General features: G+C 51.2%; 16 protein-coding genes and 1 pseudogene. 1 reads left to right on the forward strand and 16 read right to left on the reverse strand.

Features of this window, described 5'->3' with window-relative positions:
- The 15 genes and pseudogenes from BLP53_RS13745 to leuC form a co-directional block, all read right to left on the reverse strand.
- A pseudogene (locus BLP53_RS13745) lies at positions 1-430 on the reverse strand (SPOR domain-containing protein); the annotation flags it as partial.
- Between the two features lie 45 nt (positions 431-475).
- A complete protein-coding gene (folC, locus tag BLP53_RS00300) occupies positions 476-1771 on the reverse strand; it encodes a bifunctional tetrahydrofolate synthase/dihydrofolate synthase (RefSeq protein ID WP_091468046.1) in 1296 nt (431 codons plus the stop codon).
- Entirely contained in the window at positions 1771-2634 is an 864-nt protein-coding gene (accD, locus tag BLP53_RS00305; RefSeq protein ID WP_091468049.1) for an acetyl-CoA carboxylase, carboxyltransferase subunit beta, read from the reverse strand. The genes folC and accD overlap by 1 nt, the downstream gene beginning before the upstream one ends.
- 30 nt (positions 2635-2664) lie before the next feature.
- The gene (trpA, locus tag BLP53_RS00310) at positions 2665-3465 is read right to left on the reverse strand and encodes a tryptophan synthase subunit alpha (protein ID WP_091468052.1); all 801 of its coding nucleotides are present in this window, start codon (positions 3463-3465) and stop codon (positions 2665-2667) included.
- 31 nt (positions 3466-3496) lie between these two features.
- On the reverse strand, positions 3497-4699 hold the full coding sequence (trpB, locus tag BLP53_RS00315) for a tryptophan synthase subunit beta (RefSeq protein WP_091468056.1): 1203 nt from the start codon (positions 4697-4699) through the stop codon (positions 3497-3499).
- Positions 4700-4726: 27 nt separating this feature from the next.
- Positions 4727-5371 carry a phosphoribosylanthranilate isomerase gene (locus BLP53_RS00320; protein WP_091468060.1) on the reverse strand — a complete coding sequence of 215 codons (645 nt, stop codon included), beginning with the start codon at positions 5369-5371 and terminating at the stop codon, positions 4727-4729.
- Positions 5372-5412: 41 nt separating this feature from the next.
- Positions 5413-6186, reverse strand: a complete 774-nt coding sequence (gene truA, locus BLP53_RS00325; RefSeq protein WP_091468063.1) for a tRNA pseudouridine(38-40) synthase TruA — start codon at positions 6184-6186, stop codon at positions 5413-5415.
- 126 nt (positions 6187-6312) lie between these two features.
- Complete coding sequence (locus BLP53_RS00330; RefSeq protein WP_091468066.1) at positions 6313-9114, reverse strand: motility hub landmark protein FimV; 2802 nt, start codon at positions 9112-9114, stop codon at positions 6313-6315.
- Between the two features lie 208 nt (positions 9115-9322).
- Complete coding sequence (gene asd / locus BLP53_RS00335; protein WP_091468069.1) at positions 9323-10435, reverse strand: aspartate-semialdehyde dehydrogenase; 1113 nt, start codon at positions 10433-10435, stop codon at positions 9323-9325.
- Between the two features lie 42 nt (positions 10436-10477).
- A complete protein-coding gene (locus tag BLP53_RS00340) occupies positions 10478-10600 on the reverse strand; it encodes an entericidin A/B family lipoprotein (RefSeq protein WP_143001336.1) in 123 nt (40 codons plus the stop codon).
- Positions 10601-10616: 16 nt separating this feature from the next.
- Positions 10617-11111, reverse strand: coding sequence for a YajQ family cyclic di-GMP-binding protein (locus tag BLP53_RS00345; protein WP_091468077.1), 495 nt, complete (start codon positions 11109-11111; stop codon positions 10617-10619).
- A 101-nt stretch (positions 11112-11212) separates the two neighbouring features.
- On the reverse strand, positions 11213-11524 hold the full coding sequence (ppnP, locus tag BLP53_RS00350) for a pyrimidine/purine nucleoside phosphorylase (RefSeq protein ID WP_091468080.1): 312 nt from the start codon (positions 11522-11524) through the stop codon (positions 11213-11215).
- 62 nt (positions 11525-11586) lie between these two features.
- Complete coding sequence (gene leuB, locus BLP53_RS00355; RefSeq protein WP_091468084.1) at positions 11587-12657, reverse strand: 3-isopropylmalate dehydrogenase; 1071 nt, start codon at positions 12655-12657, stop codon at positions 11587-11589.
- A 69-nt stretch (positions 12658-12726) separates the two neighbouring features.
- On the reverse strand, positions 12727-13365 hold the full coding sequence (leuD, locus tag BLP53_RS00360; RefSeq protein ID WP_091468088.1) for a 3-isopropylmalate dehydratase small subunit: 639 nt from the start codon (positions 13363-13365) through the stop codon (positions 12727-12729).
- A gap of 12 nt (positions 13366-13377) precedes the next feature.
- A complete protein-coding gene (gene leuC, locus BLP53_RS00365) occupies positions 13378-14784 on the reverse strand; it encodes a 3-isopropylmalate dehydratase large subunit (RefSeq protein ID WP_091468092.1) in 1407 nt (468 codons plus the stop codon).
- A gap of 117 nt (positions 14785-14901) precedes the next feature.
- Between leuC and BLP53_RS00370 the strand changes: the two genes are divergently transcribed.
- Entirely contained in the window at positions 14902-15687 is a 786-nt protein-coding gene (locus tag BLP53_RS00370) for a helix-turn-helix transcriptional regulator (protein WP_091468095.1), read from the forward strand.
- Here BLP53_RS00370 and cimA read toward each other — a convergent pair whose 3' ends face one another.
- Positions 15688-17274, reverse strand: coding sequence for a citramalate synthase (gene cimA, locus BLP53_RS00375; RefSeq protein WP_091468098.1), 1587 nt, complete (start codon positions 17272-17274; stop codon positions 15688-15690).
- Positions 17275-17276 lie beyond the last annotated feature (2 nt).

Below are 17276 nucleotides of genomic sequence, written 5' to 3' on the forward strand. Positions count from 1 at the left end.
CAACTTTGGGTTCAACTTTGGGTTCAACTTTGGGTTCAACTTTGGGTTCAACTTTGGAAACTGGACTGGAGGAGGATTCAGGTTGGACAGTGGCTCCTTTAGGCGCCACGGGAGTAAGTGCCGGAGTGTCTTCAATCTGGGCGACTGGCTGTTCTGTCGCAGGGGTAGCGGCTGAAGAATGATCAGGCACGATAGCTTCACTATCCAGTACCCCTTCATCATCGGGCAATTCCAGAATCGGCTCTTTATTGGCCTGGTGGTTTACAACTGTAATTTCTACATTATCGTGCGTCGGTTCTACCGCCCTGTCCTTCAACACAAAAGGCAGCACAATCAGCATTAACACGACCAGTGTCACAGCCCCTACCAGTCGCCTGCGGGCTGTTTTCTTGAGTACCAGTTCCTTGTCTGTCAAAGCATCTCTCGCCATATGTGTGAAGTGTTCACCCAGATCAATATGTCAATCAGGAAAGCTTCATGAAGCCCATTGGTCAGGCGTGGTTTCCAGGATTGCAGCCACAGTAAAGAATGAGCCGAACACAATGATTTTATCATTTTTTGCCGCTTTTCTATAACTGCTTCGCAAGGCTGCCGGCAAGTCCGGATGGACAGTCACATGTGTTTCAGCCACTCTCTTGCACAGGCAATCTTTCAGGAAGTCGATGCTGGCGGCGCGCGGATGCTGGATGGACGCAATGTTCCAGTCATCGATCACGTCATGCAGGATATCAATCACGCTGCTAATGTCCTTATCCGATAACATGGAAAATACGGCAATCACCTTGCCGCCATCTGTAGTTAATTGCTGCAAGTTGCTGCGCAACGCGCGCGCGGCATGCGGATTATGGGCGACATCAAGGATAATATCCGGGTTCCGGTGCCAATATTGAAATCTGCCGACCACTTCAGTGCCGGTCAGGCCTTGCAACAGGCTGTCATCATTAACCGGTAGCCGGGATTGCAAGGTGCGTACGGCATATATCACGCTGGCGGCATTATGCCACTGGTAATCACCAAACAACCGCAATGAATCAATCGTCAACTGGCCTTGTGCATCATGATATTGCGCATGATGGGTATGGTCGACACTGATCTGGTAGTCGATGCCAAAGCGCCGCAATTTGACACCCAGCGCCTGGGCATAATCCAGCAATGATGCAGGTGGATCTGCATCACCGCAAATCGCAATTTGCTGCTGGCGATAAATGCCAGCTTTCTCGTGGCCAATCAATTCTCGGGTATCTCCCAGGAACTCCATATGGTCCAGGTCAACATTGGTCACAATGGCGCAATCCGCATCCACAATATTCACCGCATCCAGGCGGCCGCCCAGCCCGACTTCAAGGATCGCCACATCCAGCGCTTGTTGCTCAAAGGCCCACAACGCTGCCAATGTGCCCATTTCAAAGTAGGTCAGGGAAATATCACCCCGCGCCTGTTCTACTGCTGCAAAACCGGCACACAGCAACTCATCGGCAATCTGGGTACCGTTAAAGCGTACTCTTTCCTGATAGTGCAGCAGATGTGGGGAAGTGTAGCAACCGACACGATAGCCTGCCGTGGTATAGATACGCTCCAGCATGGCACAGGTAGAACCTTTGCCATTGGTGCCCCCCACGCTAATCACGATAAAAGGAAACGTGAGCTGCAAACAGGCAGCCACGGCCTGGACCCTGGACAACCCCATTTCTATGGAGGTGGGATGTAGCGATTCAATATAACTTAGCCAGGCCTCTACTGTATTGGGAAGCCTGGATATTGCAGATGACATCAGGCAGCTTTGGAAATATTCAACAGGCTGGCCATCAATTGACTTAACCTGGCACGCATTTCACGGCGGTCAATAATCATATCAATAGCACCATGCGTCAGCAGGAATTCGGCGCGCTGGAAGCCTTCCGGCAAGGTTTCACGTACCGTCTGCTCAATCACGCGCGGACCTGCAAAACCAATCAAGGCGTTAGGCTCGGCCACGATCACATCGCCCAACATGGCAAAACTGGCGGATACACCACCCATGGTGGGATCGGTCAACACGGAGACATACGGCAAGCCGGCTTCAGATAGCTTAGTCAGCGCTGCGCTGGTTTTAGCCATTTGCATCAGGGACAGCAAGCCTTCCTGCATACGTGCACCTCCACTGGCAGAAATACAGATAAATGCACACTTATGCTCAATCGCAGCCTGCACTCCACGTACAAAGCGCTCACCGACCACAGAACCCATGGAGCCGCCCATGAATTTGAACTCAAACGCCGCCACCACAACCGGCACGCGTTCAACTGTACCGCGCATCACAATCAGCGCATCTTTTTCCTTGACGTCACGCTGGGCTGCTCTCATGCGTTCAGCGTAAGGTTTGCTGTCCTTGAATTTCAAGGCATCCACGGGTGTTACATCAGTACCAATTTCACTGCGGCCTTCAGTATCCAGCAGCAGATTCAAACGGCTGCGTGCACCCAGCCGGTGGTGATGACCACATTGCGGGCAAACTTCAAGGTTAGCTTCCAGGTCAGTACGATAAAGTACTGTCTGGCAGGCATCACACTTATGCCACAAACCTTCCGGCATATTACGTCTCTGGCCAGTGACAGCCCGTTTAATCTTTTGTGGAATCTTGTCTAACCAACTCATATCATCTCCTGCTTAGCTAGTGCGATGGCATTAAACCGCATCAATCGCCGTACGCAATTCTTTCATTAAAGCCTGTACATTCGGGATCAGCGTATTGGCATTGGATTGCTCAATTGCCAGCACCATACGGCTGCCCACCACCACCGCATCGGCGATCGCCGCCACTTCATGCGCAGTCGCGGCATCTTTTACGCCGAACCCTACGCCAATGGGCATATCCGTGGTTTTGCGGATTTCTGCCACGCGTTTTTTAACTTCAACAATATCCAGGTTGGCCGCACCAGTCACACCTTTAAGCGATACATAATAGAGAAAACCGGTTGCCTGCTTAACGATTAATTCGGTGCGGGATGGTTCTGTCGTCGGTGACAACAGGAAAATGCTGTCAATATCGGCTTGCGCCAACTGCTGGTTAAAACTTTCACACTCTTCTGGTGGATAATCTACCGTCAGCACACCATCCACACCGGCATCTTTTGCCAATGCCACGAATCTGGTTGTCCCCATCGCTTCGACAGGATTGGCATACCCCATCAGCACGACCGGTGTTTTCTGGTTGGTTTCGCGAAAGGTCTTCACCATTTCCAGCACTTTGCGCAGGCCTATTTTATGCACTAGCGCCCGTTCACTGGCCCGCTGGATCACGGGGCCATCTGCCATCGGGTCGGAAAAAGGCACGCCAAGTTCAATCATGTCGGCACCTGAAGCCACCAGCGCGTGCATTAAAGGCACCGTTTGGTCTGGATGTGGATCACCGGCAGTGATGTAGGGGATCAGCGCTTTTTTGCCCTGCGCTTTGAGTTCGGCAAAAACGGATTGGATACGGGACATAACAAAGAATTCTTTTTTTAATGATCTTGAATTACAGCGTGATATTCGCCAGACGTGCCACGGTATTGATATCTTTGTCGCCACGGCCGGACAGGTTCACCAGCACCACTTGGTCTGGCGACATGGTTCTGGCCAGTTTTTCGGCATAAGCCAGGGCATGGCTGGATTCCATGGCAGGAATAATCCCTTCCGTGCGGCACAGCTGATGGAAAGCATTCATGGCTTCATCATCGGTAATCGCCACATATTCCGCACGTTTGATATCTTTCAACCATGCATGCTCAGGGCCGACGCCGGGATAATCCAGGCCAGCTGAAATGGAATGTGTTTCCACAATATTGCCATCTTCGTCCTGCATCAGGTAAGTACGGTTACCATGCAGCACGCCCACAGGGCTGTTTGCAGTCAATGGGGCTGCATGCTGGCCGGTTTCAAGGCCATGCCCCGCCGCCTCCACACCAAACAGGCGTACGCCTTCAACGTCAATATAGGGATAGAAAATACCCATGGCATTAGAACCGCCGCCAACACAGGCAACCACCGCATCCGGTTGACGGCCTATCATTTCCTGCATCTGCTCTTTGGCTTCGATACCGATCACTGCCTGGAAATCACGTACCATCATCGGGTAAGGGTGTGGACCGGCCACAGTCCCGATAATATAAAAAGTATTGGAGATATTGGTGACCCAATCGCGCATCGCTTCGTTCAGGGCATCTTTCAGCGTTTTGGAACCGCTTTCGACTGGCACAACAGTGGCGCCAAGTAATTTCATACGGAATACATTAGGCGCCTGGCGCTTGACATCTTCCGCCCCCATATACACGACGCATTCCAAACCCAGGCGTGCTGCGATGGTAGCAGTCGCAACCCCATGCTGCCCTGCTCCGGTTTCAGCAATCACGCGAGGTTTACCCATGCGCTTGGCCAGCAGTGCCTGGCCAATGGTATTGTTTATTTTGTGCGCGCCGGTATGGTTTAAATCTTCACGCTTGAGGTAAATCTGGGCACCGCCCACTTTTTCGGACAGGCGCTTGGCATGGTAAATCGGGCTGGGACGGCCAACAAAATGCTTGAGATCGTAAGCAAACTCAGCCAGGAATTCGGGATCATGCCGGTATTTTTCATACATCACCCGCAACTCTTCGAGGGCTTCTACCAGGGTTTCTGCAACAAAAGTCCCACCAAATCGGCCAAAATGGCCACGCTCGTCTGGCATGTCATACACTTGCATGCGCTACTCCGTCTATCGTTCCGTTATTCAAACCGCCCCATTGTGCACAGCATCAAACTGCATCACCTGCTGCATGAATGCAGCTATTCTTTCCGGGGATTTAATTCCTTTTTGCGCCTCAACACCGCCACTGACATCCACTGCATAAGGCCTGACCTGTTGCATGGCCTGTGCGACATTGTCAGGATTTAATCCCCCGGCCAATATCAGTGGTTTTTGCATTCCTTGTGGAATCAGTGTCCAGTCAAATGCCAGCCCGGTACCACCGACTGCCTTTTCGGAAAAGGCATCCAGCAACAAGGCGGAAGCCGACGCAAAATCAAGCTCGCATTGTATCAAATTTACCCCTGGTTTGACGCGGATTGCTTTGTAATATGGCAGATTAAATTGCCCGCAATAATCTGCTGGCTCATCTCCGTGAAACTGTAAACAATCCAGCGCAGTGGTTTCCAGTACTTGCCGTACTTCTGCCACAGAAGCATTCACAAACAGCCCCACTTTGCCGACATAAGGGGGCAAGGTTTTCATGATTGCCTGCGCTTGTGCTGCATCCACAGCCCGCGGACTGGGCGCATAAAACACAAACCCCAGTGCATCCGCGCCTGCATCAATAGCAGCCCATGCATCTTCCCGGCGTGTAATGCCACAAATTTTGACCCTGGTTCTTTTCATCTCACTCACTGATCCGTATCACTTCATTAAATGGGGTACGCTCAATCCCAACATGCTTCGCATACTGGCAGTTGCCAGTGTTCATCATAGGTGACGCCCGTAAAATACAAGCCATCCGGCATAAACGTCGGCGGCGAAAGTGTGCGGTCTTTCTGCTGCAGTAATGCGCTGAAAGCGGGCACATCTAGTTTGCCTTGCCCGACATAGATAAGCGCACCCACCATATTACGGATCTGGTGCTGCAGGAAGGCATTGGCCCGGAAACTGAAGATAATATAGCGTCCTTGCTGGCTCACCGTTGCATCATGCATGGTACGTATCGGCGAACTGGCCTGACACTCGCTGGCACGAAACGCACTGAAATCATGTTCGCCAATCAGCCCTTGAATTGCCTGTTGCATGGCATCGGCCGCCAAAGGCCTGTGATACCAGCCTACCCTTCCATGCTGGCTGGCTGGTGCTACGGCATGGTTATACAGTACATACTGATAACTGCGCGCCCGGGCACTGAACCTGGCATGAAAATCGTCAGACACCCCATACGCCCACAATACGCGCACCCAGGGCGGCAAATGCGCGTTGGTACCCCGTACCCATGCCTGCTGTGGCCGGATGGCCGTTGTTTCAAAATGGGCGACCTGCATCAAGGCATGCACGCCAGTATCCGTACGCCCTGCGGCATGCAATCTCACTGCCTCACCGGCCACCTCAGCAATGGCTGCTTCCAGAGCATCCTGAACACCACGATGGTTGGGTTGGCTTTGCCAGCCCTGAAAATAGGCGCCGTGATATTCAATGCCGATAGCGATTTTCATGGCGCCTAGTATAAGGGTTGCCAGCCATAACACCTAATGCAGTTTCGGCCGTGGCTTTGCAATAAACCACTGGAACCCCTATAATGCAGAAGGCCGGATTCCCGGCCTTTTTACGTCACCTTCTGGTTATGCCACTTTGGCCAGCAATTCGCTTGCACGCTGCCGCTGGCGCTCACCGCCTTCACTCATGACTTCTTCAATGAGCTCTTTCGCCCCTATCATGTCTTCCATGTCAATATAAGCCTGAATCAAATCCAGTTTGGTATTCACTTCTTCCGGCTCACTATCCAGTGCCACCATCTCCTCTTCCAGCTTACCTCCCATATCCAGAGAGATTTCGGGAAACTCCGCTACAGGAGAGGGCATATTATCAACAGGTATATCATTCAACACATCACCGGCAGTCTCTAAACTGACCTCTTCCATCAGCAGTGGATCATCCTCAGCCAAGGATTGATTGATAGCATTGGGTGCGCCCAACTCCAGCGAGAGCTCTGGCAGGGATTCAAATACAGCATCATCAGATGACAGTGTCTGCTCTCCTGTGGCTGATGGCTGATAGGCAGCATTGCTTTCAGTTTCTGCCATGCCTTCATCCAGATTCAGGGAAGGCAAATCCAGGGCTTTTGGTGTCAGCTCGGCATCCATACCGCTATCTAATTCAGCGTCAGCAGCCTCTGTTACTCCCGCTGCAAAGGTAGACTCAACACCCGGGTCTTGTGGTTGCGCCAGATCTGTAGCCAATTGCTGTTCCTGAAACTCCGCCGGCATTTCCAGCACAGGTGTTTCAGGAAGCGCTGGAAAATCCTCCGCCGGATCAGCCAGGGACGCCATCATTTCAGGCTGGGGATCTTCAGAAGCGTTTACATTACTATCCTCAACAGAAGAGCTTTCAGGGATAACACTACTGATCGCCGTTTTCTCAGCAGACGTGTCTGCCGCATCAAATTCCAGTGCCGGCGTTTCAAAGTTAAAGTGGTAGCCCGCTTCTTCATTTTGTGCTTCAGTCACTGGCACTATCGGGACATCATTATCCAAAGCAGGCATTTGATAGAGCGCGTTCTCAGGGTCGAGTTTCTGACCCATGGCGACAACTTTTGTCCAAGTTTGATCACCAGAAGCCACCATGGAAGAGCCAATAGTTGAATAAACTTCACCCGCCAGCGACTCAAATGCTGCTTTATTGCCGGTGCTTTGGTAGATTTCAAGCAGCTTCAGCTTGAGCTCCTGCCGTTCCGGATCTTTCTGGATAGCATCCTTGAGAATCTCTTCTGCCTGCGCATCACGGCCATAGGCCATATATACCTCAGCTTCGGCAATGGGGTCCACATCATGTGAATCTATCATGCCACCAACACCACTTTGCGAGAAATCAGTCAGGAAAGACGTGTCACCTGAAGCAGCCTGTGTATCACCAAAGACGGTATTATTCTGCATTTCTGTTGCAGGCGAAGTCATAATCGCGTCTTCAAAAGTATCAATTTCCTTTTTACGGCGGATGCGGATCAGCGCCCAGATACAAATCAGTATAGGCAATGCAATCAGTGCCCATGGCAAAACCGGATTAATATGTTTCAACCGTTCCAGCAACACTTTCATAAATGAAGGCTGTGTGCTCCCGGTTACCGGCTCTGCCGCGGGTGCTGTTTGTGCCGCAGGCGGGGCTGGCTCTGCTGTTTTTTCTGAAGATGGTTGATCCGTCTTCGGCTCGTTTTTCTGTGTTTGCGCAGCATTCTGTTCAGCCTGCGCCATGGCGTTATTTTTCATCTCCACCAGCTTCTTCATGTCAGCGACCTGTTTTTCCAGGGCCGCTGCACGAGACTGCTCTTCCTTGATGGCGTTTTCCTTGGCGATGGCCTCTTCTTTTGCGGCATTCGCCGAGGCTTTGTCTGTCTGGCTGCCGGACTTTTCATCACCGGCAGATAGTTTCAACACATCTTTAGCAGCAGCTTGTGGTGCTGTTTTTTCCTGCGCACTGCCAATTTTGCCAGCGGATTGTTGCGTATTGCCACCCGCTTCATGGGCATCTGCATTTTTGACTGCATTTGACAGGGCGTTTTTATACGCCAGCCAATGGGTCGTATGCTCGACCACCAGGTGATTAGCCTGCTGACGGCTGATACCGTTCAACGTGGCCTGGTCTGGCAGGCGGATAATCTTGCCGACTTTAAGGCGGTTCATGTTTTTGCCATCGAATGCGCCCTGGTTGGACTGGTAAAGCGCAGCGAGCATTTGCTCCATGCTGACGTTATCCGGCTTCATCTGCCTTGCAATCGCATATAACGTATCGCCACGGGCGGTGGTCACCGAGGCTGATGCTGTGTTATCGGCAGTTTCCTGCACGGATGGTTGGGAGGGTACAGTATCGGCCGCGGATGGCTTTTTAGCCAAAGGCTGGCTGATTTCAGGCTTTTCAGCATCCAGCGCAGGTGCAACTTCGGGCCTGGCCGCTTCAGGTGAGGCTACGGGCTGTGCTGCCACAGGCAATCCGTTTGGTTCTGATACGTAATTTGAGTTGAAACCGGGAGGATCCAGCAACAACGTATATTCCTTGACCAGACGACCGGTTGGCCAGTCCACCTGAACCAGCATATCCAGGAACGCTTCCGTAATCGGTTGCGAACTGGTGAGTTTGAGAACGGGTTGTCCTTGACTGTTATTGCCAACGGCAATATTGATATAAGGATAGGAAGCCGGCTTTTCCAGCATCTGGTCCTGATACACCTGATCACTGGCCAATGCGGCTTGAATACTATTCAATTCGCCAGGCGCCACGGCCAGCAATTCAATTTCTGCATTCAGCGGTTCACCCAATTTGGAGCTGGAGGTCATCGAACCAAGGCCAGCTGCATAAGCAGTAATCGCCGCACTTAAACTTAACCCCAGGCTCAATGTAAAGGCTAATTTTTTTAATTGGAATGTAGACACCGTTTAACCCTTGTAATTCATGGCGTTTGCCAACATAGCATCAATCTGCAAGCCACGCAAGCACGCCAAACTGCGCGATACACACGAAAACCGGCACTGATGACAGCTTACCATTCATTAAATAGCAAGGCATGAAAAGCAAAAGCCCGAAAAGACCATGATTTCACTAATCAATCATGGCTTTACGGGCTGAAATTTAATCGCTTGCTTAAGCTTCGACCAGAATGCGCAGCATGCGACGCAGTGGCTCGGCAGCGCCCCACAGCAGTTGGTCGCCAACCGTGAACGCAGACAGGTATTCCCCTCCCATGGCCAGCTTGCGCAAGCGACCCACTGGCGTAGTCAACGTACCTGTCACTGCAGCAGGCGTCAGTTCACGCATGCTGATTTCACGCTCATTCGGGATGACCTTGGCCCATTCGTTCGCTTCAGCCAGCATCTGGTTGATTTCATCCAGCGGTACGTCTTTGCGCAATTTCAGTGTCAATGCCTGCGAATGGCAACGCATGGCCCCGATTCGCACACATAAGCCATCAATCACAATCGGGTTAGCTTCGCGACCAAGAATCTTGTTGGTTTCCACGCCACCTTTCCACTCTTCCTTGCTTTGGCCATTACCCAGGTCTTTGTCAATCCATGGAATCAGGCTACCAGCCAAAGGCACACCAAAGTTTGATTTGGGCAATGCCTCACTGCGGATAGTGTCAGCCACTGTTTTATCAATTTGCAAAATGGCTGAAGCAGGATCCGCCAGAAGATCCGCCACAGAGGCATTGACTACACCCATCTGGCTAATCAACTCACGCATATTCTGCGCACCGGCACCGGAAGCTGCCTGATAGGTCATGGAAGTCGCCCACTCGACCAAATCAGCCTTAAACAGACCGTTCAAAGCCATCAGCATCAGGGAAACAGTACAGTTGCCGCCAATCCAGTTCTTACCGCCATTTGCCAGTGCATCTTTAATCACATGCATATTGACCGGGTCGAGGATCACGACAGCTTCTTTTTCCATGCGCAGGGTTGAAGCGGCATCAATCCAGTGGCCATTCCAGCCACTATTGCGCAGTTGCGGAAAAATCTCACTGGTGTAATCACCGCCCTGGCAGGAGACAATTGCATCCATCTTGCTCAGTTCGGCAATATTCCTGGCATCTTTCAACGCAGGTGAAGCCTTGCCTACACTCGGTGCGGCGCCACCAGCCTGCGATGTCGTGAAAAATTGTGGCTCGATATCCGCAAAATCATTCTCCTGCATCATGCGTTGCATGAGCACAGAGCCCACCATACCGCGCCAGCCTACAAACCCTACTTTTAACATGTTATCCCGATATTCTTACCGGCAATGCCGGCATTAAAAACCTTATTTAGTGGAACGCTGCACCGCTTCGCCAGCTTGCTCCATATCTTTACCCATGCCATTTACAGTATTGCAACCTGCCAATACCATGACAATTGCGATCAGTGCCATTACTTTTGACATCATTTTTTCTCCCTATTTATTAATCTCTAAAATTACCGAATTTCAGTGGAAAATCAGTAATGCTCTTTTTCACAAATGCAATGGCTTCCTGCAAGACATCGCGCTTGGCACCATTCACACGCACCGTATCACCCTGAATACTGGCCTGCACTTTCATACCGCTGTCTTTGATCAGCTTGGTGATTTTCTTGGCCAGGTCACTATCAATGCCATCCTGCACACGCAAATCCTGTTTTACCTTATTACCAGACACTTTTTGCACGTCCTTGTGTTCCAGGCGCTTGGAGGATTCCGGCTCTTTTTTCTCCATCGCTGGCAGCAAGATATCTTTCACCTGGTCCAGCTGAAAGTCATTGTCGCCAAACAAGGTGATGACTTTGTCTTTTTCGTTGAACTCGACTTTGGCTGATGTGCCTTTGAAGTCATAGCGATTGGTAATCTGCTTGATCGAAGCATCAATCGAGTTCTTCAAGTTGACCATATCAACTTCTGATGTAATGTCAAAACTTGGCATCTTTAAAAACCTTTCCAGCAATGGCAGAACAAAGTATGAAGCGCGGGCAGTACATTAAATACGGCAAGCGTTCACAACATCGCTCTGCCAGGCAGTCATAATTATTCAAAATGGCAGACGTAGTCTACGGTTTCAACCACTTCAATGTCAAAAGAAGAGTTACCGGCTACAGTGAATTTCTCGCCAGCCTTGTAAGTGATCCAGTTTTCTTCACCTTTCAAGCGTACCTTGCAAACACCGTCATTAATCTCCATCAATTCTGGAGAGCCGGTATTAAAGGTCAAAGTGCCAGGAAAAATAACTCCAACGGTACAGCGAGTGCCATTCGGGAACAGCACAGTGTGGCTTACACACTTGCCATCGAAATAAACGTTTGCCTTCTTTTTAACGCTGACATTATCAAATTGCGCCATTTTTTAAATCCTAATCATTAATTTGGTTGCGACTATACCATACGCAAATGGGATAGCCAGTGCTACATTGCCGCGACGATCTGGTCACCCATTTCGGAACACGATACCTTCCTGGTGCCCTCTTCGTAAATGTCCCCCGTACGATAACCCGCCGCCAGTACTTTCTTCACGGCATTTTCAATACGCGTTGCCGCTGCTTCGTTATCAAAACTGTAACGCAGCATCATGGCAGCAGACAGGATGGTCGCAATCGGGTTGGCCAGGTTTTTACCGGCAATATCCGGTGCAGAACCATGTGAAGGCTCGTACAACCCTTTTTTGCTTTCATTCAATGAAGCAGAGGCCAGCATGCCGATAGATCCGGTCAGCATGGAAGCCTCATCAGACAGGATATCGCCGAAGATATTGCCAGTCACCATCACATCGAATTGCTTCGGATTACGGATTAATTGCATGGCCGCGTTATCCACGTACATATGGCTCAGTTCTACCTCTGGATATTCTTTGGCCACATCGATGACGATTTCTTTCCAGAACTCTGTCGTTTCCAGCACGTTAGCTTTATCGACAGAACACAGCTTTTTGCCACGCTTCATGGCAATTTCAAAAGCGACATGCGCAATGCGACGCACTTCTGGTTCGCTGTAAATCATGGTGTTAAAACCCTCGCGCACACCTTCGTCATTGGTACGGATGCCACGTGGCTGGCCAAAATACACGTCACCAGTCAACTCACGCACAATCATGATATCCAGGCCAGCCACCACTTCCGCTTTCAAAGTGGAAGCATTGGCCAGCTCAGGGAACAGCACGGCCGGGCGCAAATTTGCGAATAAACCCAAGTCCTTGCGGATCGCCAGCAAACCACGCTCCGGACGCAATGGACGGTCCAGACTGTCATATTGCGGGCCACCGACGGCACCCAGCAATACCGCGTCGGCTTTACGACAGATTTCCTGCGTGAATTCAGGGTACGGATGACCAAACCGGTCATAGGCCTGCCCGCCCAATGGCGCTTCAGTGAAGGTCATGTCCAGACCTTCTTTTTTCAGCACTTCCAGCACGCGCAACGCCTGCGCAATAATTTCCGGGCCGATGCCATCACCAGGTAAGACTGCAATATTTAAAGCCATTTAAAAAATTCCTTTTTCATCATTTTGAATAAAGCACATAGTCAGCGCAAACATCGTTGCGCCGCTGAGTTAAGCAAACAACCAGGGTTGTGCCGCCTTATGTTTCACTTCAAACGCCCGGATATCATCCGCATGCTGCAAGGTCAGGCCAATTTCATCCAGGCCATTAAGCAGGTTGTGCTTGCGGGTGGGCGTGATCTCAAAGCTGAATGACTGGCCAGAAGGCATCGTCACCGTTTGCGCGACCAGATCAACGCTCAGCTTGTAGCCTTCATTCGCCAGGCACTCTTTAAACAACTGATCTACCTGCTCTGCGGAAGCCACAATCGGCAGAATGCCGTTTTTGTAGCAGTTATTAAAGAAAATATCGGCAAAGCTGGGCGCGATAATTACACGGAAACCCTGATCCTCAATCGCCCACGGTGCATGCTCACGCGAGGAGCCACAACCGAAATTGTCACGCGCCAGCAGGACTTGTGCACCCTGGTAGCGTGGCTGGTTGAGTACAAAATCCTTGTTGAGCGGACGCGTACTGCAATCCATGCCTGGCTCACCGTAATTAGTATAACGCCACTCATCAAACAGATAAGGGCCAAAGCCGGAGCGTTTGATCGACTTCAGAAACTGCTTGGGAATAATGGCGTCCGTATCCACGTTGGCACGATCAAGCGGGCAGACCAGGCCATTTAAAGTAGTAAATGCTTTCATAGTATTCTCCTCTTATGCGCTGCGCACATCCACAAAGTGACCGGCAATCGCAGCCGCAGCAGCCATCTCCGGACTCACCAGGTGCGTACGGCCACCCGGCCCCTGACGGCCTTCAAAGTTACGGTTGGAGGTGGAAGCACAACGCTCGCCAGGGCTCAAACGGTCTGAATTCATCGCCAGGCACATGGAGCACCCTGGCTCACGCCATTCAAAACCGGCTTCAATAAAGATTTTGTCCAGCCCCTCTTCTTCCGCCTGGCGCTTCACCTGGCCGGAACCTGGCACCACCATGGCAAGCTTGATATTGCTGGCCACTTTCTTACCTTTGGCCACACTGGCAGCTGCACGCAAGTCTTCAATACGCGAGTTGGTGCATGAACCAATAAAGATTTTATCCAGCTGGATCTGGTCAATCGGCGTATTGGCGTTCAAACCCATGTATTTCAGCGCGTTTTCGATACTGGTGCGCTTGGTCGTGTCTGCCTCCTTCGCCGGATCTGGCACTGTGGAACCGATAGGCAGCACTTGTTCTGGCGAAGTACCCCAGGTCACTTGCGGCGCAATATCAGCCCCGTTCAATGCCACCACGGTGTCATATTGCGCATCCGCATCTGATTGCAAAGTATTCCAGTAAGCGACTGCCTTGGTCCAGTTTTCTCCTTTGGGCGCATGCAGGCGGCCTTCAAGGTAAGCCGCTGTTTTTTCATCCGGCGCCACCAGGCCAGCACGGGCGCCCGCTTCAATCGCCATATTACATAGCGTCATGCGCCCTTCCATGCTCAAGGCACGGATGACTTCACCACCGAACTCAATCGCATAGCCTGTGCCGCCGGCTGTCCCGATCTTGCCGATAATCGCCAAAGCAACATCCTTGGCGGTCACGCCTTTACCCAATTGGCCATCCACGCGCACCAGCATGCGTTTGGATTTTTTAGCGACCAGGGTCTGCGTTGCCAGTACGTGCTCAACCTCCGATGTTCCAATGCCATGCGCCAGTGCGCCAAACGCACCATGTGTGGAAGTATGGCTATCGCCGCAAACCACGGTCATGCCAGGCAACGTGGTGCCATTCTCGGGCCCGATCACGTGAATAATGCCTTGATCCTTGTTTTTAAAAGGAAAATACACCAGGGCACCGAACTCTTTGATGTTGTTATCCAGGGTTTCCACTTGCAGGCGTGAAATCGGGTCTTCAATGCCTTTGTCCCAGTCCTTGGTCGGCGTATTGTGATCCGGGTTTGCCACAATAGAAGTATTGCGCCATGGCTTGCGTCCTGCCATGCGCAGCCCCTCAAACGCCTGTGGACTGGTGACTTCATGCACCAGGTGACGGTCGATATAAATCAAACAGGTACCATCTGACTCTTCACGTACCACATGCGAATCCCATAATTTGTCGTACAGCGTTTTTCCTGCCATGACAGTTCCTTTCCTACCCCATAAATAAATAAAACACGCGCAGAATACCGAACTTTTAATACCCTTACAAGAATATGATTTATACTAGTATTAACACTAATAGGATAATCAAATCAAATGGATACACGAAGAGTAGAACTTGCAGAATTTCTACAAGCCATGCGTCAGCGAGGTAGCCCGGAAGCTTTTGGTTTTCCTTCCGGTTCTCGCAGGCGTACGCAGGGTTTGCGGCGGGAAGAAGTCGCCCAACTGGCAGGCATCAGTGCCACCTGGTATACCTGGATTGAGCAGGCACGTGAAATCAATGTCTCGGCTGAAGCACTGGACAGGTTGGCAACAGCATTAAAACTGAGCAAATCGGAACGTAATTACTTGTTTGACATGGCAGACCGGCGTGATCCGCAGGCCCATCAAAGCGAAGTGGATACGGCACCAGAACCCCTGGTCAGCATATTAAGCCATATCCAGGTTCCCGCTTACATTATGGGGCGCACCTGGGATATGCTGGCCTGGAACCAGGCCGCCGCCGAATTATTCGCCGGTCTGCTGGATGTTACATGGCCTGCCGGCCAGCATCCCAACCTGCTGCGGTTCGTATTTTCCAATCCGGCTGCGAGACAGTTTGTAGTCAACTGGGAAATGCGCAGCCGGCGGCTGGTAGCTGAATTCAGGGCTGATTGCCGCTCACGGCTGGAGGAGCCCGAAGTCAAGCAACTAGTCAGTGAATTGAGTAGCAGCAGCCCGGAGTTTGATCGTTTCTGGAAACAGCATGATGTACTGGAAAGACAAGGTGGGCAGCGTGAATTCCAACATCCGCAATCCGGGCTGATACATTTTCAACAGGTCACACTGCGCCTGGTAGAACAGGAGCAATTAAAGATGGTGTTGTTACAGCCGGTGTAATCAGGCAACAACGCGTGTTTTGCCAGCGTTGAGCAGCTTATATTCCACCGCATCCTTCAGGGCCAGCCAGGAAGCCTGGATAATATCCGTAGAGACGCCGATCGTTGTCCAGTTGGTTTGCTGGTCGGTCGATTCAATCATGACGCGCACTTTGGCAGCCGTTGCCAGATTGGAGTCCAGCACGCGTACCTTGTAATCTACCAGTTTGATGTCTTGAATGGCTGGGTAAAACGGCGCCAGCGCATTGCGCATTGCCTGGTCCAGTGCATCCACTGGCCCATCCGCTTGCGCACTGCCGCCAGACTCTTGCCCCTCCACAATAAGATGAACGGTAACGGATGAATTCATGCCATCGGCGCTAGGCTCATGAATATCGACACTATATTGCTTGAGTGTGAAAAATGGCTGGAATTTCCCCAGCAGCTTTTGCATCAGCAGTTCAAACGAGCTTTCTGCGCTTTCAAACTGATAGCCTTCATGCTCAAGTGCTTTCAAATGCTCCAGTATTTTGATTGCCGCTTCAGACTCTTTGGTCAATGTGGGGTCGATTTGCTGCAGCTTGCTCAGGATGGCGCCCCGCCCTGCCACTTCGGACACCAGTATATGGCGCTCGTTACCTACGGCATTCGGGCTGATATGTTCATAGGACTTGGGATTTTTGTTAACGGCATCAATATGCATGCCGCCCTTGTGTGAAAAAGCGTCATAACCGACATAAGGCGCTTTGTCATTGAAAGCGACATTCGCCACTTCGCTGACAAAGCGTGCGGCAGCCGTCAGTTCAGCCAATTGCGCCCCAGAAATGCACTCAAACCCTAATTTCAACTGCACGTTAGGAATGATAGAGACCAGGTTGGCATTGCCGCAACGTTCGCCAATGCCATTCATGGTGCCCTGCACCTGTACTGCACCGGCCTGTATCGCAGCTACGGAATTTGCCACGGCCATATCACAGTCATTGTGGCAATGGATGCCAATTTGCAATAGAGGATAACGGGCAACGACTGTTTTGGTGATTGCAAAGATTTCGTCAGGGAACGTCCCGCCATTGGTATCGCACAATACCAGCACATCTGCACCCGCATCAGCCGCTGCTTGTAGGGTCTGCAAGGCGTATTCTGCATTCGCCTTGTATCCATCATAGAAATGCTCGGCATCAAACACGACTTCTTTGCCCTGTGCTTTAAGATAGGCGATTGTATCCCCTATCATGGCCAGGTTTTCCTGCAGGGAGGTACGCAGGATATCAGTGACCTGATAGTCCCAGCTTTTGCCAAAAATGGCAACCGCCTGGGTATTGGCTGATAACAGGGATTGCAGGTTCTTGTCTTCAGCCGCAGTAATCCCGATCCGGCGGGTACTGCCAAAGGCGATGATTTTGGCGTGCCTGAGGTTTAACTCACCCACACGTGTGAAGAACTCCAAATCTTTAGGATTTGAACCCGGATTGCCGGCTTCAACATAGCCAATGCCTAATTCATCCAGGCGCTGGACAATTTTGAGCTTATCTTCCACAGAGAACGACACACCTTGCGCCTGTGCCCCGTCGCGCAAGGTAGAGTCATAAGCAATCACACGCCTGGACATGG

It is taken from the genome of Methylophilus rhizosphaerae, assembly GCF_900100975.1.
GTDB lineage: Bacteria > Pseudomonadota > Gammaproteobacteria > Burkholderiales > Methylophilaceae > Methylophilus > Methylophilus rhizosphaerae.

Bases quoted from the DNA above. Each gene is read 5' to 3' on its own strand.
- folC (WP_091468046.1), bottom strand. From the start codon at position 1,771: ATGTCATCTGCAATATCCAGGCTTCCCAATACAGTAGAGGCCTGGCTA.
- accD (WP_091468049.1), bottom strand. From the start codon at position 2,634: ATGAGTTGGTTAGACAAGATTCCACAAAAGATTAAACGGGCTGTCACT.
- trpA (WP_091468052.1), bottom strand. From the start codon at position 3,465: ATGTCCCGTATCCAATCCGTTTTTGCCGAACTCAAAGCGCAGGGCAAA.
- trpB (WP_091468056.1), bottom strand. From the start codon at position 4,699: ATGCAAGTGTATGACATGCCAGACGAGCGTGGCCATTTTGGCCGATTT.
- BLP53_RS00320 (WP_091468060.1), bottom strand. From the start codon at position 5,371: ATGAAAAGAACCAGGGTCAAAATTTGTGGCATTACACGCCGGGAAGAT.
- truA (WP_091468063.1), bottom strand. From the start codon at position 6,186: ATGAAAATCGCTATCGGCATTGAATATCACGGCGCCTATTTTCAGGGC.
- asd (WP_091468069.1), bottom strand. From the start codon at position 10,435: ATGTTAAAAGTAGGGTTTGTAGGCTGGCGCGGTATGGTGGGCTCTGTG.
- BLP53_RS00340 (WP_143001336.1), bottom strand. From the start codon at position 10,600: ATGATGTCAAAAGTAATGGCACTGATCGCAATTGTCATGGTATTGGCA.
- BLP53_RS00345 (WP_091468077.1), bottom strand. From the start codon at position 11,111: ATGCCAAGTTTTGACATTACATCAGAAGTTGATATGGTCAACTTGAAG.
- ppnP (WP_091468080.1), bottom strand. From the start codon at position 11,524: ATGGCGCAATTTGATAATGTCAGCGTTAAAAAGAAGGCAAACGTTTAT.
- leuB (WP_091468084.1), bottom strand. From the start codon at position 12,657: ATGGCTTTAAATATTGCAGTCTTACCTGGTGATGGCATCGGCCCGGAA.
- leuD (WP_091468088.1), bottom strand. From the start codon at position 13,365: ATGAAAGCATTTACTACTTTAAATGGCCTGGTCTGCCCGCTTGATCGT.
- leuC (WP_091468092.1), bottom strand. From the start codon at position 14,784: ATGGCAGGAAAAACGCTGTACGACAAATTATGGGATTCGCATGTGGTA.
- BLP53_RS00370 (WP_091468095.1), top strand. From the start codon at position 14,902: ATGGATACACGAAGAGTAGAACTTGCAGAATTTCTACAAGCCATGCGT.
- cimA (WP_091468098.1), bottom strand. From the start codon at position 17,274: ATGTCCAGGCGTGTGATTGCTTATGACTCTACCTTGCGCGACGGGGCA.